Annotated in this window: 22 protein-coding genes; 19 read left to right on the forward strand and 3 right to left on the reverse strand. The window is 65.9% G+C overall.

Going from position 1 to position 20,371, the window contains the following annotated elements; genetic code table 11:
- Positions 1-40: 40 nt before the first annotated feature.
- Together SPHI_RS04215 and SPHI_RS04220 are read left to right on the forward strand one after the other, a co-directional pair.
- The gene (locus tag SPHI_RS04215; protein WP_076743654.1) at positions 41-562 is read left to right on the forward strand and encodes a sterol desaturase family protein; all 522 of its coding nucleotides are present in this window, start codon (positions 41-43) and stop codon (positions 560-562) included.
- Positions 563-586: 24 nt separating this feature from the next.
- A complete protein-coding gene (locus tag SPHI_RS04220; RefSeq protein ID WP_076743655.1) occupies positions 587-913 on the forward strand; it encodes a pilus assembly protein PilZ in 327 nt (108 codons plus the stop codon).
- Positions 914-1,049: 136 nt separating this feature from the next.
- Here the strand turns inward: SPHI_RS04220 and SPHI_RS04225 are convergent, their stop codons facing one another.
- Positions 1,050-1,985: a ribose-phosphate pyrophosphokinase gene (locus tag SPHI_RS04225; protein WP_076743656.1), complete on the reverse strand. Its 936-nt coding sequence runs from the start codon at positions 1,983-1,985 to the stop codon at positions 1,050-1,052.
- A 113-nt stretch (positions 1,986-2,098) separates the two neighbouring features.
- Here SPHI_RS04225 and gltX point away from each other — a divergent pair, with 113 nt between their 5' ends.
- From gltX to SPHI_RS04275, 10 genes are all read left to right on the forward strand, one after another.
- Positions 2,099-3,436 (forward strand): glutamate--tRNA ligase, encoded by a 1,338-nt coding sequence (gene gltX, locus SPHI_RS04230; protein WP_076743657.1) that lies wholly within the window; start codon positions 2,099-2,101, stop codon positions 3,434-3,436.
- A gap of 68 nt (positions 3,437-3,504) precedes the next feature.
- A complete protein-coding gene (locus SPHI_RS04235; protein ID WP_076743658.1) occupies positions 3,505-3,852 on the forward strand; it encodes a hypothetical protein in 348 nt (115 codons plus the stop codon).
- Positions 3,853-3,872: 20 nt separating this feature from the next.
- Positions 3,873-4,850, forward strand: a complete 978-nt coding sequence (ribD, locus tag SPHI_RS04240; RefSeq protein ID WP_076743930.1) for a bifunctional diaminohydroxyphosphoribosylaminopyrimidine deaminase/5-amino-6-(5-phosphoribosylamino)uracil reductase RibD — start codon at positions 3,873-3,875, stop codon at positions 4,848-4,850.
- Positions 4,823-5,437, forward strand: coding sequence for a riboflavin synthase (locus SPHI_RS04245; protein ID WP_076743659.1), 615 nt, complete (start codon positions 4,823-4,825; stop codon positions 5,435-5,437). Before ribD ends, SPHI_RS04245 begins: the two co-directional genes overlap by 28 nt.
- Positions 5,382-6,572 carry a 3,4-dihydroxy-2-butanone-4-phosphate synthase gene (gene ribB / locus SPHI_RS04250; protein WP_076743660.1) on the forward strand — a complete coding sequence of 397 codons (1,191 nt, stop codon included), beginning with the start codon at positions 5,382-5,384 and terminating at the stop codon, positions 6,570-6,572. Before SPHI_RS04245 ends, ribB begins: the two co-directional genes overlap by 56 nt.
- Positions 6,573-6,725: 153 nt before the next feature.
- A complete protein-coding gene (gene ribH, locus SPHI_RS04255) occupies positions 6,726-7,145 on the forward strand; it encodes a 6,7-dimethyl-8-ribityllumazine synthase (RefSeq protein WP_076743931.1) in 420 nt (139 codons plus the stop codon).
- 106 nt (positions 7,146-7,251) lie between these two features.
- The gene (locus SPHI_RS04260) at positions 7,252-8,133 is read left to right on the forward strand and encodes a bestrophin family protein (RefSeq protein ID WP_076743661.1); all 882 of its coding nucleotides are present in this window, start codon (positions 7,252-7,254) and stop codon (positions 8,131-8,133) included.
- A gap of 88 nt (positions 8,134-8,221) precedes the next feature.
- Complete coding sequence (locus SPHI_RS04265) at positions 8,222-9,589, forward strand: cytochrome P450 (protein WP_076743662.1); 1,368 nt, start codon at positions 8,222-8,224, stop codon at positions 9,587-9,589.
- A 111-nt stretch (positions 9,590-9,700) separates the two neighbouring features.
- Positions 9,701-9,997 (forward strand): hypothetical protein, encoded by a 297-nt coding sequence (locus tag SPHI_RS04270; protein WP_233130674.1) that lies wholly within the window; start codon positions 9,701-9,703, stop codon positions 9,995-9,997.
- Positions 9,998-10,061: 64 nt separating this feature from the next.
- The gene (locus SPHI_RS04275) at positions 10,062-10,727 is read left to right on the forward strand and encodes a response regulator transcription factor (protein WP_076743664.1); all 666 of its coding nucleotides are present in this window, start codon (positions 10,062-10,064) and stop codon (positions 10,725-10,727) included.
- On the opposite strand, the gene SPHI_RS04280 is transcribed toward SPHI_RS04275, so the two are convergent.
- Complete coding sequence (locus tag SPHI_RS04280) at positions 10,700-10,951, reverse strand: hypothetical protein (protein WP_144036153.1); 252 nt, start codon at positions 10,949-10,951, stop codon at positions 10,700-10,702. The two genes, SPHI_RS04275 and SPHI_RS04280, sit on opposite strands and share 28 nt — an antisense overlap.
- Positions 10,952-11,065: 114 nt before the next feature.
- Here SPHI_RS04280 and SPHI_RS04285 point away from each other — a divergent pair, with 114 nt between their 5' ends.
- The 5 genes from SPHI_RS04285 (at position 11,066) to SPHI_RS04305 (ending at position 16,210) form a co-directional block, all read left to right on the forward strand.
- Positions 11,066-12,373, forward strand: coding sequence for a sensor histidine kinase (locus SPHI_RS04285; RefSeq protein WP_076743932.1), 1,308 nt, complete (start codon positions 11,066-11,068; stop codon positions 12,371-12,373).
- A 253-nt stretch (positions 12,374-12,626) separates the two neighbouring features.
- Positions 12,627-13,073, forward strand: a complete 447-nt coding sequence (locus tag SPHI_RS04290; protein WP_076743666.1) for a hypothetical protein — start codon at positions 12,627-12,629, stop codon at positions 13,071-13,073.
- A gap of 1 nt (position 13,074) precedes the next feature.
- Positions 13,075-13,812 carry a TorF family putative porin gene (locus SPHI_RS04295; protein WP_233130678.1) on the forward strand — a complete coding sequence of 246 codons (738 nt, stop codon included), beginning with the start codon at positions 13,075-13,077 and terminating at the stop codon, positions 13,810-13,812.
- 284 nt (positions 13,813-14,096) lie between these two features.
- Positions 14,097-15,230 carry an NAD(P)H-dependent flavin oxidoreductase gene (locus SPHI_RS04300; protein ID WP_076743667.1) on the forward strand — a complete coding sequence of 378 codons (1,134 nt, stop codon included), beginning with the start codon at positions 14,097-14,099 and terminating at the stop codon, positions 15,228-15,230.
- Between the two features lie 125 nt (positions 15,231-15,355).
- Positions 15,356-16,210, forward strand: coding sequence for a GGDEF domain-containing protein (locus tag SPHI_RS04305; protein ID WP_076743668.1), 855 nt, complete (start codon positions 15,356-15,358; stop codon positions 16,208-16,210).
- A gap of 7 nt (positions 16,211-16,217) precedes the next feature.
- On the opposite strand, the gene SPHI_RS04310 is transcribed toward SPHI_RS04305, so the two are convergent.
- Positions 16,218-16,976, reverse strand: a complete 759-nt coding sequence (locus SPHI_RS04310; RefSeq protein ID WP_076743669.1) for a competence/damage-inducible protein A — start codon at positions 16,974-16,976, stop codon at positions 16,218-16,220.
- Between the two features lie 54 nt (positions 16,977-17,030).
- On the opposite strand from SPHI_RS04310, the gene map reads away from it, so the two are divergent.
- Both map and SPHI_RS04320 read left to right on the forward strand, forming a co-directional pair.
- On the forward strand, positions 17,031-17,858 hold the full coding sequence (gene map, locus SPHI_RS04315; RefSeq protein ID WP_076743670.1) for a type I methionyl aminopeptidase: 828 nt from the start codon (positions 17,031-17,033) through the stop codon (positions 17,856-17,858).
- 210 nt (positions 17,859-18,068) lie between these two features.
- Positions 18,069-20,282 (forward strand): PQQ-dependent dehydrogenase, methanol/ethanol family, encoded by a 2,214-nt coding sequence (locus SPHI_RS04320; RefSeq protein WP_076743671.1) that lies wholly within the window; start codon positions 18,069-18,071, stop codon positions 20,280-20,282.
- Positions 20,283-20,371: the final 89 nt, after the last annotated feature.

A 20,371-nucleotide genomic window follows, 5' to 3' on the forward strand; every position in this document is an offset into this window, starting at 1 on the left:
ACGTAGCGACGCACGCGCGCGATGGCTATATGGCGGGCACATGTCGATCTGGGCCGGCCTATTCCTGTTCTTTCTTACCGTCGCACTGATGGAGGCCTTCGCTTACGTCATGCACCGCTGGGTGATGCATGGGCCGGGCTGGTTCCTGCACGAAAGCCACCATCGCCCGCGCACCGGCAAGTTCGAGTTGAACGATCTGTACGGCGTGATCTTCGCTGTGCCCTCGATCGTGCTGATCTGGGGCGGGGTGCAGGGCGGCTGGTGGGAAGGCTATGCCTGGATCGGCGCGGGAATCGCGGCCTATGGCGCAATCTACTTCGGCTTCCACGACGTGATCGTGCATGAACGGGTGCGCACGCGCTATCTTCCCAAGTCCAGCTACATGCGCCGCATCGTTCAGGCCCACCGGCTGCACCATGTGGTGAGCACCAAGAAGGGCACGGTCAGCTTCGGCTTCCTCCTCGCGCCCAAGCCCGAGGTGCTGAAGGCGGAATTGAAGCGCCGCGGTCGCGCCGGGGTTCGTGCCTCCACCGGATCGGACAGGATGTTTGCCGAAAAGTAACGGTTCGGGCGGATAACGTCGCCCATGGACCACGCAATTCCGCTGCCGGGCCCGGACGAGGGCGAAGAGAACCGCCGCGCGCTGCGCAAGGCAGTGAAGATGCGCGCTCACCTGCGCGACCGCGGCACGACGCGGTTCGAGATCGAGGTGGTCGACCTTTCCACCACCGGTTTTCGCGCCCAGACCAGCTTTACCTTGTGGCCGGGCACGACGGTGTGGCTCACGCTGCCGGGGCTGGCTGGGCTGGAGGCCGTGGTCGCGTGGCGCGACAAATACCGCTACGGCTGCGCCTTCACCAAGCCGCTGCATCCGGCGGTGTTCGACCATATCGTGGCCCTGGGCAACAGCTAGCAGTCCACCGTGCGCCCTGAGCTTGTCGAAGGGCTGCACTCCTTGGCGAAGAAGGGCAAGGCTTCGACAAGCTCAGCCCGAACGACTTAGCAGGGCAGCTTCCTAGCGGTGTCGAATTGGCGCTGGTCGCCAATTCTCAATCGAACAGTGACGAAACGCTCGATTCATCCGCGATACGGCGAACGGCTTCGGCGAGCAGCGGCGCGATGGTCAGGTGGCGGATGCGGTTGGCGCCGCCGATTGCTTCCTGATTGCCGATGGAGTCGGTGATCACCAGCTCGCGCAGCGCCGATCCCTCGACCCGCGCCACCGCGCCGCCCGACAGCACGCCATGCGTGACATAGGCGACCACGTCCTCGGCGCCCGCCTCACGCAGCGCCGCGGCGGCGTTGCACAAAGTGCCCGCCGAATCGACGATATCGTCGATCAGGATGCAGAAGCGGCCCTCGACGTCGCCGATGATGTTCATCACTTCCGATTCGCCGGCGCGCTCGCGGCGCTTATCGACGATCGCCAGCGGCGCATTGTTCAGCCGCTTGGCCAGCGCCCGCGCGCGCACCACGCCGCCGACGTCCGGGGAGACGACAGTGAGATTCTTCGATCCGAAGCGGGCGTTGATATCCGCCGACATCACCGGCGCGGCAAACAGATTGTCGGTTGGAATATCGAAGAACCCCTGGATCTGCCCGGCGTGCAGATCGACCGATAGGACGCGATCAGCGCCCGCGGTGGTGATGAGGTTCGCGACCAGCTTGGCTGAGATCGGCGTCCGGGGGCCGGGCTTCCGATCCTGCCGCGCATAGCCAAAATAGGGGACAACGGCCGTGATCCGCTTGGCGGATGCGCGCTTCAGCGCATCGATGCAGATCAGCAACTCCATCAGGTTATCGTTGACGGGATAGCTGGTCGACTGGATCAGGAACACGTCCTCGCCGCGCACATTCTCCATGATCTCGACGAAGATCTCCTCGTCGGCGAAGCGCCGTACCAGAGCTTCGGTGAGCGGCAACTCCAAATAGGAGGCGATGTCGCGTGCCAGCGGCAGGTTGGAATTGCCGGTCATCAATTTCATGAGTCGCGCCCTTTCGTCGCGGCTCCCTTAGCGGCCCGCCCTCATGTTGCAATCATGCGACGGTTAACCGGGCGGTGTTTGCCGATCACCGAGCGAGCGCGTAACCGGCTGGTATGACCCCCATCGTCACCCGTTTCGCGCCATCGCCCACAGGTCGGCTGCACGTCGGCAACATCCGCACCGCACTCCATAACTGGATGTTCGCGAAGGCGAACGGCGGGCGTTTCCTGTTGCGGATCGACGATACCGACGCTGCGCGGAGCGAGGAGCGGTTCGTTGAAGCGATTCGCGTGGACCTCGCGTGGCTCGGCCTCACGCCGGATGCCGAAGTGCGTCAGTCCGAACGGTTCGCGCTGTACGAGGCGCGGTTCGATGAGCTGGTCGCCGCCGGGCGGATCTACCCCGCTTATGAAACGGCGCAGGAACTCGACCTCAAGCGCAAGATCCAGCTCGGGCGCGGCTTGCCGCCGGTCTATGATCGCGCCGCCCTGGCCCTCACCGATGCTGATCGCGCACGGCTGGAAGGCGAGGGTGTCCAGCCGCACTGGCGTTTCCGGCTCGATCACGACACGGCCGTCGAGTGGGACGATCTGGTCCGCGGCGACCAGCGTTTCGAGCCGGCAACGATGAGTGATCCGGTCGTGCGACGCGCGGACGGATCGTGGCTCTACATGCTGCCCTCGGCGATCGACGATATCGACTTGGGCATCAGCCATGTCGTGCGCGGCGAGGATCACGTCGCCAATACGGCGTTGCAGATCCAGATGTTCGCCGCACTCGGCGCTACCCCGCCGACTTTTGCACATACCGCGCTGCTGACGGGCAGCGAGGGCAAATTGTCCAAGCGGCTGGGCAGCCTTGGGGTCGATCAATTGCGCGAATCGGGGATCGAGCCGCAGGCGATCCGCGCCTTGCTGGCGCGTCTCGGCACGAGCGATCCGGTGGAACCTGCAGTCGATATGGCCCCGCTGCTCGCCGGCTTCGACTTCGGGCGCTTCGGCCGCGCACCGGCGCGCTTCGATGAAGCCGAGCTGGCGCAGCTCAATGCGCGGGTCGTCCACCAGCTGCCGCTCGACGCCGTACGCGGGCGTATCCCGGCCGGGATGGAGGCTGAGGCCTGGGAAGCGGTGCGCCCGAACCTTTCAACGGTCGCCGAAGCTGCGGACTGGTGGCAAGTGATCGAAGGGCCCGTGGACTCGCCCCCCGTCGGAGAGGATGCCGATTATCTCGCGGCCGCCGCTGAAGCAGCCGCCGCGATCGACTGGGCTGCAGATCCCTGGCAGGCGCTCACCGCGCAGTTGAAGCAACGGACCGGGCGCAAGGGCAAGGCGCTGTTCCTGCCGCTCCGCCGCGCGCTGACGGGCCGCGATCATGGCCCAGACATGGCGGCACTCCTGCCGCTGATCGGCCGTGACCGGGCGGTCGCGCGGTTGCGGCAGGCGGTTGAATAAAAAGGGTCGCGACGGGGGGAGGTCCGGCAGGTCTGGCCCTCCTGCGCGGCAAGCCCTATGTTAACGCCATGAATTTCTTCGCCCGGATGAGCCCGTTTCGTGCGCTGCGCGACCTGCGCCTGTTCCTGCACCAGCGGCAGAAGCACGAACTGATCTTTCTGTTCATCTCGGTGATGATGACCAGCCTGTTGCTGATCGGCTTCTGGAAGGATTCGCGGATCGAAAAGGAATATCGGCCCGAGATCGTCTATGTGGAGCAATGGCGGCTCGACCGGACCGATGCCGAGATCCGTGCGCAGCAGGCGATCGATGCGCCGATCAAGCAGAAGATGATCGACGAGCGCGAAAAGGCGCTGGCCGAGCGGCAGGCCGCGTTCAAGCGGCTGGATGACAAGATGACGAAGTGGGGCCTGTAAGCACCGGCGACGATCGCTGGATGGGCGCGGCGCTGGCATTGGCGGCGCGCGGGCGTGGACGAACCAGCCCCAACCCCCCGGTCGGATGCGTGATCGTGAGCGATGGCGCGGTGGTCGGCCGCGGCTGGACCCAGCCGAGCGGGCGACCGCACGCTGAGGCGATGGCGCTGGCCGAAGCGGGCGAGCGCGCGCGCGGCGCAACCGCCTATGTCACGCTGGAGCCCTGCGCGCATGTGTCGCCGCGCGGGCCGGCCTGCGCCGATCTGCTGGTCGCTGCCCGCGTTGGGCGCGTTGTCGCCGCGGTCGGCGATCCCGATCCGCGGACCAACGGCGCGGGGCTGGCGCGCCTGGCAGCGGCCGGCATCGCTACGGCGAGCGGCGTGCGCGTCGATGAAGCTCGCGCCGCGATGGCCGGGTTCCTGACGAGGCTGGCGAAGGGCCGACCGCACGTCACCCTGAAGCTCGCCACCTCGCTTGACGGCTGTATCGCGCGGGCCAGCGGCGAGAGCCGCTGGATTACCGGCCCGGAAGCGCGCGCGCACGTCCACCTCGAACGCAGCCGGCATGAGGCGATCCTGGTCGGTCGGGGCACCTGGGAAGCGGATCACCCGCGACTCGACGTGCGCTTGCCCGGTCTCGAGCCGCGAGCGCCGCGGCGGGTGGTGCTGTCGGGGACGCTCCCTCTCGGTCGGGCTGATGAACCGGCCGTCATCGACTCACCGCCGGCCATCACGTCGCTCCCGGGCGATCACCTGTTCGTTGAAGGCGGGGCGGGTGCCGCCTCCGCCTTTCTCACCGCCGACCTGGTCGATCGTCTGTTGCTCTACCGCGCGCCGATCCTGATCGGCGGTGGACGTCCCGCGCTGGGGGACATCGGTCTCGAGTCGCTCGCCGACGCGCATGGCCGCTGGACGTTGGTCGATTCGCGCCAGCTTGGCAGCGACCGGCTCGAGGTTTACGAGCGGTCGCAATGTTCACGGGAATCATCACCGACGTAGGGAAGATCACGCGGGTCGAATCGCGTGGCGACACGCGCGTCGTCGTCTCCACCAGCTACGAAACGCTCGACATTGATCTGGGCGCATCGGTCGCTTGTTCGGGCGTGTGCCTCACCGTCGTCGACAAGGGGCCGGACTGGCTCGCCTTCGACGTGTCGGGGGAAACAGTGCACCGTACGGGTCAGGGGCAGTGGACCGAGGGGCGCCGCCTAAACCTCGAACGAGCGATGAAGCTCGGCGACGAGCTTGGCGGTCACATCGTTACCGGCCATGTCGATGGCATCGCCGAAGTGGTGGATATCCGGCCCGACGGTGATTCCAAGCGGGTCGGCTTTCGCGTGTCCAGCGATCTCGCACCGTTTCTTGCCACCAAAGGGTCGATCACTGTCGATGGCGTGTCATTGACCGTCAACGATGTGCGCGATGCCGAGGACGGCTCCACGCAGTTCGCGGTGAACATCATCCCGCATACTCAGGCGGTGACCACCTTGTCGGATCTGGCGCCGGGCAGCGCCGTCAACATCGAGATCGATGTACTCGCCCGCTACCTCCAGCGAATGGAACATTATCGTGCAAAAGCCCGCTGAACTCGCGCGCCTGCGCCACGCCTTTCTTTCCACCCCGGAAGAGATCATCGACGAGGCCAAGAACGGCCGGATGTTCATCCTGGTCGATGACGAGGATCGCGAGAATGAGGGCGATCTCGTCATTCCGGCGCAGATGGCGACGCCCGAAAAGATCAACTTCATGGCGCGCCATGGCCGCGGGCTGATCTGCCTCGCCATGACCAAGTCGCGGGTCGATGCGCTCGGTCTCGATCTGATGAGCCGTCACAACGGCACCCGGCACGAAACCGCCTTTACCGTATCGATCGAGGCGCGTGACGGCGTGACTACCGGCATTTCGGCGGCAGACCGCGCGCGTACCATCGCGGTGGCGATCGACTCTTCCAAGAGCCGCGACGAGATCGTCACCCCGGGCCATGTCTTCCCGCTGGTGGCGCGCGACGGCGGCGTGCTGGTTCGCGCTGGCCATACCGAAGCGGCGGTGGACGTGTCACGACTTGCCGGCCTCAATCCCTCGGGCGTGATCTGCGAGATCATGAACGAGGACGGCACCATGTCGCGGATGGACGACCTTGTCTCCTTTGCGCAGCTCCACAACCTCAAGATCGGCACGATCCGGGACCTGATCGCCTATCGCCGCCGCTACGATCACCTGGTCGAAAAGAAGGCGGAGATGACCTTCGATTCGAAATGGGGTGGGCAGTGGAAGGCGCTGACCTTCCACAACAAGGCGACCGGAGACGAGACGATCGCGCTGGTGAAGGGCCGGATCGATCCGACCAAGCCGACGCTGGTGCGGATGCATACCGCCAGCTTCTTCGTCGACATGTTCGGCGAGAATTCGGAGCGCTCGGGCCTGCTGTCGCATTCGATGGAATTGATCGCTGAGGAAGGCGCCGGCGTCATCGTCGTCATCAACCGTCCAATGAAGGGCAGCGTCACTCGCTTCATGCAGCTGCGCGCTGAGGGCAAGGGCGCCGGCGCGCCGGAGATCGAGGAGTTGCGGGATTACGGCGTCGGCGCGCAGATCCTGGCGGACCTTGGCGTCGAGGAAATGATCCTGCTCACCAACACGCACCATACGCTGGTTGGCCTGGAGGGATATGGTCTGTCGATCGTCGGTGAGCGCCCGATCCCGGGCACCGGCGGCGAATAAAGCCTCATCCTCCCCGGTAACGGGGAGGGGAGGCGACGCGAAGCAGCGTGGGGGAGGGGGCTCTCCACGCGCAGATCGCACGGAATTGAGCCCCTTCCCCATCGCTGCGCGATGGTTCGCCCTTTCCATGCCGGGGAGGACAAGGAGACACAGATGGCCCATATCCTCATCGTCGAGGCTCGCTTCTACGATCACCTCAACGACATGCTGGTCGCCGGCGCGCGTGCCGCGATCGAGGCGGCGGGCCACACCACTGAGGTCATCACCGTGCCCGGCGCGCTCGAAGTGCCGGGCGCGATCGCCATGGCCTCCGAAAGCGACCGCTATGACGCATTCGTCGCGCTGGGCGTGGTGATCCGTGGCGAGACCTATCATTTCGAAATCGTCTCCAACGAAAGCGCGCGCGGCATCATGGCGCTGACCATGGATGGCATTCCGATCGGCAACGGCATCCTCACCACCGAGAATGAGGAACAGGCGATCCGCCGCGCCGATCCGGCCCAGCTCGACAAGGGCGGCGGGGCGGCTCAGGCGGCGATCGCGATGCTGGAGCTGCGGCAGCGGTTCGGCTGACGCGCGGCGCTGATCAACGTCGGGAAAAGGTTCGTTACGGACCCGAAGCGCGGGTCGCGCGTATGGCCGGGGCAATTCATTGCCCTAGCGAGCTGATCCCGACTTTATGATCATTTCCTCAACCCCGCGGTTCGGAATCCTCATCAGCGAGGTATGGCGGCCGCTCCTCGCCTTGTTCGTCTGGGACTGTATCGTCACCGGCGTTTATCTCTATTCCCCATTCACCGCGCCATCGCTGCCGCTCACCATCTTCGGCTCGGCGCTTGCCCTCTTTCTCGGCTTTCGCACCAACTCGGCCTATCAGCGCTGGTGGGAAGGCCGCGGGCTGTGGGGCCTGATGATCAATGCGTCGCGCAGCCTGTCGCGTACTGCGCGCAACCTGCTGCCCGACGAAGCGCACGATTTGAAACGCACCATCGTGCTTCGCCACGTCGCTTATGTGAATGCGCTACGCTGCCAACTCCGCAAGCAGCCGGTGGATGCGGAAGTGCTCCGCTTCCTCTCCCGCGGAGAGGCCGAGCCGTCGCTACAACGCGCCAATACCGCCAATGGCATCCTCGACGGCTCCTCGCGGCGGCTGGACGATGCGCGGCGAAAGGGCTGGATCGACACTATCCAGCAGACGCATTTCGAAAGCCTGTTCGTTGACATCGCCAATGCGCAGGGCGGCATGGAGCGGATCAAGAACACGCCGCTGCCGAACCAATATCGCTTTTTCCCAACGTTCTTCACGCGCCTGTTCTGCGTGCTGCTGCCGATCGGCCTCGTCGAAACGCTGGGCATCGCCACGCCGATCGGCTCCACCGTGGCGGGGTTGATGTTCCTCGCGGCGCTTCAGATCGGCGACGATCTGGTCGATCCGTTCGCCAACACGGTGCACGATGTGCCGCTGACCGGCATGTGCCGCACGATCGAGATCGACCTGCTGCAATCGATCGGTGACGAGGCGCCGCCGCCGTTGCAGCCGGTCGGCGGCATCCTGTGGTGATCTGATCCTCTCGCCCCCCCAGGCGAGGATTGCGGCTCTTTCCGTTCTTACTTATACTAGTGTAAGTAGTACGGGGAGAGAAACACCGATGGCTTATGCGCATACGCTGGCGGGCAATCCGCACTGGTTGCCTGCCAACTCGCCGTCGGTGCTGAAGCATGTGCCGGGCAGCCGCGGGTTGCCGTTCGTCGGCAACACCTTTGCGGTGCTGAAGGACCCAATCGCTTTCACCAACAAGATGGTGGCGAAACACGGACCCGTTTATCGCAACCGCACCTTCGGCGGCGATAGCGTGGTTCTGCTGGGCCCCGAGGCGAACGAGCTCGTCCTGTTCGACAAGGACAAGAATTTCTCGTCGGAACAGGGCTGGGGCCCGATCCTCAATCTCGTTTTCCCGCGCGGCCTGATGCTGATGGATTTCGACAAGCATCGTGCCGATCGCAAGGCGCTTTCCGTTGCCTTCAAGCCCGAGCCGATGCGCCATTATGCCGCGGAGCTGAACGCCGGCATCGCCGCGCAGGTCGGCGACTGGGCGGGCCGGCCGATGCCCTTCTACGCTGCGATCAAGGCGTTGAGCCTCGATCTTGCCGCCACCAGCTTCCTCGGCGTGCCGCTCGGGCCGGAGGCGTCGCGTATCAATCAGGCGTTCGTGGACGAGGTGCAGGCCTCCGTCTCACCGATCCGCACCCCGGTGCCGGGCACGCCGATGCGGCGGGGGGTGAAGGCGCGCGACTATCTGGTGGATTATTTCACGCGCGAGATCCCGGCGCGCCGCGATGGGGATGGGCAGGATTTCTTTTCTCAGTTTTGCCGGGCAACCGACGATGCCGGCCAACCGCTGCCCGCCGACGCCATCGTTGATCACATGAACTTCCTGATGATGGCGGCGCACGATACGATCACGTCCTCGGCGACCAGCCTCGTGATGCTGCTCGGCCGCCACACCGAATGGCAGGATCGGCTGCGCGAGGAAGTCCTCTCGCTCGGCAGCAACGATGGCGGCGTGCCCTATGAACAGCTCGACCGGCTGGTGGAGACCGAATGGGCGTTCAAGGAAGCGCTTCGGCTGATGCCGCCGGTGCCCTCGATCCCGCGCCGCGCCCTGCGCGATTTCACCTTCGGCGGCTATCACATCCCGGCCGGCACGCATGTCGGCGTCAATCCCGGCTATACGCATCGGATGCCGGAACATTGGCCGGATCCCGAGCGGTTCGATCCGATGCGCTTCTCGCCCGAAGCGTCCAAGGGACGGCACCGTTTCGCCTGGGTGCCGTTCGGCGGCGGCGCTCATATGTGCATCGGGCTGCACTTTGCGACCATGCAGATCCGCATCCTGATGGCGCAGCTGCTCAGCCGCTATCGCATCGAACTGGCGCCCGGCGCGGGCAAGGACTGGCAGATTTTCCCCATCCCCAAGCCGCGCGACGGGCTGCCGGTGACGTTCAAGCCGCTGTGAACCATCGTCCTGCCGGGACGCGCCCGGCAGGACGATGCGGCCGAAACCGCCGGCTTGATTATTTCGCCGTATTCACAGGCTGTTCAATCCCTTGGCGCTATGCAAGCGGCAATGACGATGCGCTTCGCCCTTCCCCTGCTGTTCCTGCCCGCGCCCCTGGTCGCGCAGCCGGGCGAGCCGCAGCATGACGGCGTCGCCGCGTGGAAAGCGCTGCGCGAAGGACGCATCCTGCCGATCAAGGAGATCGAGCGGCGGGTGATCCCGTCGATGAAGAACGCGCAATATATCGGCTTTGATTTCGAAATGCCGAGCGCGGTCTATACGCTCAAGTTCCTGCGGGACGGCACGGTGATCTGGGTGGATGTCGACGGCCGCTCCGGCCAGGTGATCGGCCGCACCGGAAAGTGACAGGATCTTTTGCGCGTCGGCGCACGGTGCTAACCAGCCCCGTTTTCATGCTTTGGGAGTCACCATGCGCGTCCTGATCGTCGAGGATGAGCCCAATCTGGGCCAGCAGCTCAAGAGCACGCTGGAGGGCGCCGGCTACGCCATCGATCTCGCTACCGATGGTGAGGAAGGGCATTTTCTCGGCTCAACCGAGAATTACGATGCGGTGGTGCTCGATTTGGGTCTGCCGGAGATCGACGGCCTCACCGTGCTCGATCGCTGGCGCAAGGAAGGCAAGGTCATGCCCGTGCTGGTACTCACGGCGCGAGACAGCTGGTCCGACAAGGTCGCAGGGCTTGATGCGGGTGCCGACGATTATGTCGCCAAGCCGTTCCAGTCCGAGGAACTGATCGCCCGCCTGCGCGCGCTGATCCGCCGCGCCTCGGGCAACGCCTCGTCCGAGCTGACTGCCGGCGACGTTCGGCTGGACACCCGCAGCGGCAAGGTGACCCGCGCTGGCGAGCCGGTGAAGCTCACCGCGCAGGAATATAAGCTGCTTTCATACCTGCTCCATCACAAGGGCAAGGTGGTCAGCCGCACCGAACTGATCGAACACATCTACGATCAGGATTTCGACCGCGATTCGAACACCATCGAAGTGTTCGTCACGCGCATCCGCAAGAAGCTGGGTCAGGACGTGATCACCACGATCCGCGGGCTTGGCTACAGCCTCGAAGATCCCGCGGCCTGAAGCATGTCGGCGCGCGGCTGTTCCCATAGACCGATGCGTTCATACCCGGCATCGCGCCAACCGTCCGTCACGATCCGCGGCTCGTCGCGGGCGATGACGGGTGGTGCGGCATAGGCCGGGGCGATGCCGGCAACGGTCCATGAGGCGAGCAGGAAACCTGCCATCAAGCTCAAAAACAGGCCGCCCAGACAGGCGACGGCAATCACTGGAAAGGTACGCGACAAGACAGGTCTCCTTCCTTGCCCAGTGAACAGCATAGCGCCAGCATGGTTCCGATGCGCGACGAGGTGAGTGGCAGCACCGGCCTGATGGCCAGCAGCGGATCGTTGACGCGGCGCATGATCGTGATCGCGGCGATATGGATCGCCGTGCTGCTCGCGGGTGGCGGCTTCGCGCTCGATCGCGTGCTGACCGCGGCGGTGACTCAGAATTCCGACGATCAGCTCGAATTCGTGCTGCGCTCGCTGCTCGTCTCGGCCGAGATCGGGCCGGAGGGCGAGGTGATCTTCAATCGCGAGCCTGCTGACCAGCGCTTCCTGGAGCCGTATTCCGGCCTGTACTGGCAGGTGTCGGCGAAAGGGCGCGACGCGTTTCCCTCGCGCTCCTTGTGGGATCGCCAACTCGCGCATGGCGAGCCGCACGACGACCGCGGTGTCCATTTCTATAATAGCAATCAGTTCGGAACGGAGAAGCTGCGCGTCGTCGAGCGCGACGTGAAGCTTCCCGGATCAACCGTGCGATGGCGTTTTCAGGTGGCGCAAAGCCGTGCAGCGCTCGACGCACAGATCGGCGCGCTCAGGCGAACGCTGGTGCGCAGCTTTCTTCTGCTCGGGCTCGGGCTCACCGTATTGGCCGCCTTGCAGACCTATTATGGGCTGCTGCCCTTGCGGAAGCTGCGGCTGGAGATCGCACGGATGCGCGGCGGGCGCACCAACCGGATCGCCGGGCCGCTGCCGGTCGAAGTAGCGCCCTTGGTCGAGGAGCTCAATGCGCTGGTGGCGCACAATGAAACCCAGGCCGAAGAAGCGCGCCGCCATGCCGGCAATCTCGCGCATGCGCTCAAGACACCGCTGACGGTGATCATGAACGCCGCCACCGCGCAGTCCGACGACCTTGCTGACACGGTGGTGCGCGAAGCGCGAACGATGCGCCGCCAAGTCGATCACCATCTCGCCCGCGCGCGCGCCGTTGGCCGGCGCGGCTCGGCGCACAGCCGGGCGGACGTGTGGCCAAGCGTCGAATCGGTCGAGCGCGCGGTGCGTCGGCTCTACCCGCACGTGCGCGTCGACATGGACGGGCCGAAGAACCTCGTCGCGCATATCGAGCGGCAGGATCTCGACGAGATCATGGGCAATCTGGTCGAGAATGCTGCCAAATACGGGGGCGGCAGCGTGTTCGTGACCGTCGGCGCACAGGCCGGTTTCGTCGAGATCATGATCGAGGACGACGGCATGGGCATTCCCGAACCGGACCGTATCCGCATCTTCGACCGCGGCGTGCGGCTCGACACGGGGAAGCCGGGCACTGGCTTGGGCCTCGCGATCGTCCGCGACGTGGCGGAAATCTACGAAGGCACGGTGAGCCTGGAGGAAAGTGAAGACCTGGGCGGGCTGCTGGTGCGGCTCCGCCTGCCGATGGCGACGTAACGAAGCCGAGCCTCCCCACCTTGCGATGGGAAGGAAGCGCGGGCGCTCGGATCGTTCAGAACGCCGCGGGCTGTCTGGCGCGGCCACAAGCGCATGTCGGTGGAGTGGCGGCGCCCGAGAGTGTCAAAGCATTGCGGGACCCACGCCTACATTGAACGCGCCGGGCTGTTGCACCATGTGCAAGGGTACCGCGCAGGTCGGCGCGGTCCCGCGTACGGGCAAAATAGTCCGGCGCATAGGCAGGAGACCGAACATGAACCTCATCATTACCGCCGGGCTGTTGCTCGGCTCCCCCACCGCCGGCGCGCCCATGGCCGATGCCCACCGTGTCGAAATCGATCATCGCGGCCAGCGTGTCGACGTGACGTATCGCAGCGACATGGACGTTGCCCACAAGCAGGTTGGCGCCGTGTCCGCCCCGGGACGTGCCGGCACGCTGCGCTGCACGTGGCAGGCCAACGTCAGCGTTCAGCGTGAAGCGCGCAGCGCGGCGGGCCATGTGCTGACGCGCACCATCGCCAGCGACGCGCCGATCGAGGGCAGCCGCCCCGGCTGGTGCTCGGGACAGCGTAATGCCATCGCGCAGGACGTTGCCGCGCGCACGGGCGAGGTGCGCCAGCATCTGCTCGCCGTGGCCGAGCGTGACCGCGAGGCGCTCGCGCTCGAACTCGATGCCGCTCATTCGCCGGTTCGCAGCTAAGGTGCGAGCCTTTGATGTGATGGTGGCCGCCGCGTGCTGTGCGTCGGCCGTTCCGGCTTGGGCGCAGTCGCTGGATGCAAGCGTTGAGGTGGCGACGGACGAACGGCGCCGCGGCATCAGTTGGAGCGACGGCGAACTTGCCCCCGCTGCCAGCGTGTCGGTGCGAACGCCGGCCGGGTTCGACTTTGGTGTTCGCGTCACCGGCACGCGCGGCGATCCGCGTCATGGCGGCGCTGATGCGGTCGCCGACGTGACCGGCGGCTTCGCGCGCGAGATCGGCGGCGGGCTGCGGCTCGACGGCTTTGTCACCGGGCATCTGTTCGCGGGTGCGGCCGGGCGGATGGACTATGTCGAAGCCGGTTTCGGCGCGAGCTATGCGCTTGGGCCCGCGGAGGTCGGCGTCGATGCGCGGTACGCGCCCGATCAGGCCGCGATCGGCGGCGACAATCTTTGGATCGGTGCGCGCGCCCGTGTCGGCGTGCCAGCGACGCCCTTCACGGTGAACGCCGGGGTGGGGCATTCCACCGGCAGCGTCGATGATTGGCAGCGCGCGGCCCGGTTGCGGCCCGGCGGCGACTATACCGATTGGTCGCTGGGCGTGGATCACATCACCGGGCCGATCACGCTTGGATTGCTCTACACCGGCACCGACATCGACGATCGCACATTGGCATCGCCTTATGCGAACGCGCGACACGCGGGTGACAAGGTGACTGCAAGGCTGACGGTTAGTTTCTGAGAGCGGACTTTCCTTCGCCTGAGCTTGTCGAAGGGCTGCCTTTCCTTGCGAGGAAGGACAAGGCTTCGACAAGCTCAGCCCGAACGTAAGGTTGTTCTCCCTCTCCCCACTTGTGGGGGAGGGCCGGGGAGAGGGGCAGTGTCCGGGCGCTACGCTCATGGCAGCCCCTCTCCCGACCTCGCCTCCGGCTCGGCCACCCTCTCCCCGCGCGTGGAGAGGGATATACGCTTCCCTTTCCCCTCCCGACCGGCGACACTGCCGCAAAACAAACCGGGAGAGGCCTCATGAAATCACCGATCTGCGCCATGCTGGGCGTCGATTTTCCGCTGCTTGCCTTCAGCCACTGCCGCGACGTCGTCGCTGCGGTCAGCCGTGCTGGTGGGTTCGGCGTGCTTGGCGCGACGGGCCACACGCTTGAAAGCCTTGAGACCGAGCTCGCCTGGATCGACGCGCATGTCGACGGCAAGCCTTATGGCCTCGATGTCTTGATCCCAGAGAATCTCGCCACCGGCGGCGTCAAGGGCCTGACCCGCGCCTCGATTCTCGACAAGGTGCCCGCGGAGCACCGCGCCTTTGTCGGCCAGCTCGCCGAAAAGCACCATTTCACCATGCCCGAGGAACGCGCCGACTCCAACGCGCCGGCACCGTTCGATCCCAATCTCGCGCTCGCCATGCTTGATGTCGCTTTCCGCCACCCGATCAAGCTGATCGCCAACGCCCTTGGCGTCCCGCCACAGGCGATGATCGACATGGGGCGCGAGCGCGGTGTGCCCGTTGCGGCACTCGTCGGCGCCAAAGAACATGCCATCCGCCAGGTCGAGGCAGGGGTCGATATCCTTGTCGTCCAGGGCGGGGAAGCCGGCGGCCATTGCGGCGAGGTATCGACTATGGTGTTGGTCCCCGAAGTGATCCGCGCGCTGGAGGCCGAGGGCAAGCGCGTGCCGGTGCTCGCGGCTGGTGGGATCATGACCGGCGGGCAGATGGCCGGCGCCATGGCGATGGGCGCGGACGGCGTGTGGACCGGCTCGGTTTGGCTCGCCACTCCGGAAAGCGAATGTTCGGATGTGTTCCGTGACAAGATGGTCGCCGCCACGTCGCGCGACACGGTCCGGTCCAAGAGCCGCACCGGCAAGCCCTCGCGCCAGCTTCGCTCGGCCTGGACCGATGCGTGGGAGGGGCCGGCCTCCCCCGGGGCATTGCCGATGCCGTACCAAAGCCTGATCAGCGAACCGGCGATCCGCGCCTGCGATCTCGCCGCGCAAAAGGGCGATCCCGCGGCGCGTGAGATGGTGACCTATTTTGTCGGTCAAGGCGTCGGGCTGATCGATCAGGTCCGCCCCGCGGGCCAAGTGGTTCAGGACTTCAAGCTCGAATTTGCCGAGGCGGTGGAACGGATGGCGGGATTGATCGAAAGCTGACTCGGTTGATCGTCTTCCGGGCTGGCTTGGGCGCAATGCTAATGATTGAGTAAGGTCCGGTTCCCAGAGGTGAATGGTCCGCCGGTGTTGAAGCGGCGGACGTAACCAAAGGGATCGTGCCCAGTATGCGCTTGTATCTGGCAAGCTCATTCATCTTCCCGCGCAGCTTGCAGATGCGGCTGTTCGCGCTGTGCTTCGTTGCCACGCACCTGCCGCTTCTGGCGTTCATCGCTTGGGCGGCGGCCACGGGGCGCCTCGATTTCACCGGCGCGGCGGTGGTGACGGGCGCGACGTTGGTCGGCATGCTGGTTGCGGTGGGCGGCATCTATGCCCTCCTCGCGCCGATCCACCTTGCCGTCAGGGCGCTGAACGATGCCGAGCATGGGCAGATCCCGCCAGTGCCCGCGATCACCGGCACGGATCTTGCCGCGCGGCTGCTCGCCGGCGTTAACCGGGCCGCGGAGGTCACCGCCGAACGCATGCGCGCGCTGAGTCGCGAGGCGAGCATCGATCCGTTGACCGGCGTGTTCAATCGCCGCGGGCTACAGGTGCATCTGGACACGCTGGCCGAGCGGCAGACCGTCGGTGCGCTTGCGCTGGTCGATCTCGATCACTTCAAGATGATCAACGATCAACTGGGGCATCACACGGGGGATCGGGTGCTGCATGATTTCGCCCGAACGGTGATGGCTGTCGTGCGCCGCACCGACATGGTTGCGCGCTGGGGCGGCGAGGAGTTCCTGATCTACTTCCCCGGCGCCACCGAGGCCGTGGCGCAAACCGTGCTGATGCGCATCGCGGAGCGGCTTCGTACGACGCCGCTGGCGCGGCTCGGCGATCGCCCGCTTACGTTTTCGGCGGGCACGACCGCCGTCTCACGCGCGACCTTTGATGAAGCGATGCGGCGTGCCGATTCTGCGCTCTACGAAGCAAAGCGGCGCGGACGGGCGCGGATCCTCAGCAATGCGGAGCTTGGCTGAGCGCGGCTCAGATCCCGTCGGGAAACACGTGATAACCCGCCCCCTCGAGTGAGGCGGTCAGATCCTCGATGCAGCGATCCACCGCCGCGCCGTCGGGCGAGCGAACCACGAAGTTCGCGCCGGTGCGGCCTTCGCGGAAGAAGGGGTAGCTGCCGATCGCCACGCCGGCATGGTCGCGCTCCGCCTGGCGCAGCAGATCGGCGATCTCGCTCTCCGCTACCCAGCAACCGATCTGCCGGCTCACCACCGGGCGGCCGCCTTCCAGCGTGCCGGTCAGCGAATCGAGCATGCCCGCGGTGATATGCGGCACGCCGGCCATGATGAAGACGTTGCCGATGCGGATGCCGGGCGCGCCCGACATGCGGTTCTCGATCAGGTTCGCGCCTTCAGGCACGCGCGCCATGCGTAGCCGCGCCTCAGTCGCGCCGCCGCGGCTGGCATAATAACGCTCCAACACTGCAACGGCAGCAGGATGATGCTCGACGGCGACGCCAAGCGCGGCGGCGATCGCATCCACCGTGATGTCATCGTGCGTCGGCCCGATCCCGCCGGTGGTGAAGAGATAGTCGTTGCGTGCGCGCAGGGTGTTCACCGCCTCGACGATCGCCTCCTCGCGATCCGCGACCACGCGTACCTCGACCAGCCGGATGCCCTGGACGTTGAGCCATTGCGCGATCTGCGCGACGTTCTTGTCCTGTGTGCGCCCGGAGAGGATCTCGTCCCCGATCACGACGAGCGCGGCGGTCCAGATGCGTTCGCTATCCATGCAGGAATCGGCATAGCCTCGCAAAAGTGCCGCCGTCACGCTATATCCGCGGACATGACCGAATATGTGACCGTCACCAGCGACGCGCCGCTGGGCCGCAACGGCGCCATCAAGCTCCACGGGCCGGATGCCTTTGTCGGCATGCACGCCGCCGGCAAGCTCGCCGCCGAAACGCTCGACATGATCGCGGCCCACATGGTGCCCGGCGTGACCACCGCGGAGATCGACGCGCTCGTCTATGCCTTCATCAAGAGCCGCGGCGGCGTACCCGCGACGCTCGGCTATCGCGGCTACACGCATAGCTGCTGCATCTCGATCAACCATGTCGTCTGCCACGGCATCCCCAGCGAGAAGACGCTGAAATCGGGTGATATCGTCAACGTCGACGTCACGCCGATCTTCGATGGCTGGCACGGCGATTCGTCGCGCATGTACCTGATCGGCGACGTGCCGCTGAAGGCGCGGCGTCTGGTCGAGGTGACCTACGAATGCCTGATGCTCGGCATCGAACAGGCCAAGCCCGGCAACACGATGGGCGATGTCGCCAGCGTCATCCAGCGCTATGCCGAGTCGCACCGCTACGGCGTGGTGCGCGATTTTTGCGGCCATGGCTTGGGCCGACTGTTCCACGACGCACCCGAAGTGGTCCACGTCGGCCGCCCCGGCACCGGGCCGGAGTTGAAGCCGGGGATGATCTTCACCATCGAACCGATGATCAACATCGGCCGCCCCGACGTGAAGCTGCTCGACGACGGCTGGACGGCGGTGACGCGCGACCGCTCGCTATCGGCGCAGTTCGAACATTCGATCGGCATCACGGAAACGGGTTGCGAGATCTTCACCGTCTCGCCCGCCGGCCTGCACAAGCCGCCCTACGCCTGATCTCACGCGTCACCCCGGCCTTGAGCCGGGGTCCCGCTGCCTCTCCCAACTTCGAGAAGAAAGCGGGACCCCGGATCAAGTCCGGGGTGACGGAAGAATACCAACCCTGACACCTTCGTCAGGCCGTCCCACCCGACGTAACCACTTCCCTTCACCCCCAACCTGCGTCAGTCTCCGCCGCAAAGCTCGAACAAGGGCGGGGAGAGGAATATGCGGTTCGGATGGGCGCTGCTCGCGGCGCTGGCGCTCACATCGTGCAAGGCGGCGACGGACGAACCGGCCGCGGCGGATCGCAGCGCGGCCACCGGCGTCGGCAAGGTGGACGCCGCGTTGCTCACGACCGGCGGCGACGGGCGCGACTGGGCGATGACCGGCTACAACTATGCCGAACAGCGCTTCTCCCCGCTGACCCAGATCAACGCTGGCAACGTCGGCCAGCTCGGCCTCGCCTGGTACGCCGATATGCCCGATGCGCGCGGGCAGGAAGCGACGCCGATCGTCATCGACGGCAAGCTGTTCGTCACCGGCCCGTGGTCCAAGGTGTTCGCCTATGACGCGGGCACCGGCAAGAAGCTGTGGGAGTTCGATCCCGGCGTGAACAAGGAAAAGGGCGTCCACGCCTGCTGCGACGTCGTCAACCGCGGCGTCGCGGCGTGGAAGGGGCGCCTGTATCTCGGCACGATCGACGGGCGCCTGATCGCGCTCGATGCGGCAACCGGCAAGCAGGACTGGTCGGTCCAGACCACCGATAACAGCAAGCCCTATACGATCACCGGCGCGCCGCGCGTGGTAAAGGGCATGGTGATGATCGGCAACGGCGGCGCCGAGTTCGGCGTGCGCGGCTATGTCACCGCTTATGACGCCGCCACCGGCGCGAAGAAGTGGCGCTTCTACACCGTCCCCAATCCCACCGGCGCCCCCGACGGCGAGGCGAGCGACGCGGCAATGGCGAAGGTCGCGCCGACCTGGTCCAAGAACGGCCAGTGGAAGCAATCGGGCGGCGGCGGCACCGTCTGGGACTCGATTGTTTATGACGCGGAGCTCGATCAGCTCTACCTCGGCGTCGGCAACGGCTCGCCCTGGAACCACGGGCTGCGCAGCGAAGGGCAGGGCGACAATCTCTTCCTCTCTTCAATCGTCGCGCTGAAACCCGACACCGGCCAGTACGTCTGGCATTATCAGGAGACGCCTGGCGAGACGTGGGACTTCACCGCCACGCAGCCGATCAACCTCGCTACGCTGAACATTGGCGGACAGCCGCGCAAAGTGCTGATGCAGGCGCCCAAGAACGGCTTCTTTTACGTCGTCGATCGCACCAAGGGAAAGCTCCTCAACGCCGGCCAGTTCATCCCCGGCGTCAATTGGGCGAGCGGCTATGACATGAAGACCGGCCGCCCGATCGAAAACCCCGAGGCGCGCTATTACAAAACCGGCAAGCCCTTCCTCGCCACGCCCAGCGCCATCGCCGCGCACAACTGGCAACCGATGAGTTTCAACCCGCAGGCCGGCCTCGCCTATATCCCCGCGCAGATCGTCGGCTCCGCCTATCTCAACCCGTCCTCGCCGCTCGACGCGCCCAAGCCACTCGGCTTCAATGTCGGCCAGGATCTCGGCAACGCCATGTACCCGCGCGATGCGGTGGCGGTGAAGCAGGCAATCGCCGGCGCCACCGGCCGACTGGTGGCGTGGGATCCCGTCGCCAACAAGGCGCGCTGGACGGTGGATTACCCGACGCCATGGAACGGCGGCACGATGACCACCGCGGGCAACCTCGTCTTCCAAGGCACCGCGCTAGGCGAGTTCCGCGCCTATGCGGCGGACAGCGGCAAGCAGCTCTTCACCTATCCCGTCGGCACCGGCATCATGGCCGGCGCCTCCACCTTCATGATTGGCAACGAACAATATGTCGCGGTGCTCGCCGGCCGCGGCGGCGCGCTGCCGCTGTCGATCGGCTATGCCATCGGCAAGGCGCGGGACGTCCCCAACGTGCCGCGCCTGCTCGTCTTCAAGCTCGGCGGTAAGGTCCAGCTCCCCGGCACCCAGCCGCAGGATTCAACGCCGGTGAACCTGCCCGAGAACAAGGCCACCCCGCAGCAGGTGGCGCAGGGCCAGGCGCTGTTCGGCCGTTATTGCCAGGTCTGCCACGGCGCGAGTGCCGGCGGCGGCGGCGTGCTGCCCAACCTCCAGCGCTCGCCGGCGCTGGCGGACGCCGATACGTGGAAGGCGATCCTGATCGACGGCATGCTCAAGGACCGCGGCATGGTCAGCTTCGCCCGCGTATTGACGCCGGAGCAGGCGCAGCTGATCCGCCTCTACGTCATCGACGAAGCGCATTGGGCGCAGAAGAATTTGGGTGGCGCGACGAAGACCGTGGCGCCGGCGCCGGAAGCGCAGAAATCGCCGGTCCCCACCGGCGTCCGCTGATCCCTCCTCCGTTCGCCCTGAGCTTGTCGAAGGACGTGTTACGGGCGCTAGCGCTTGTTGCACGTGCTTCGACAAGCTCAGTACGAACG

The organism is Sphingomonas jeddahensis (assembly GCF_001981525.1).
GTDB lineage: Bacteria > Pseudomonadota > Alphaproteobacteria > Sphingomonadales > Sphingomonadaceae > Sphingomonas > Sphingomonas jeddahensis.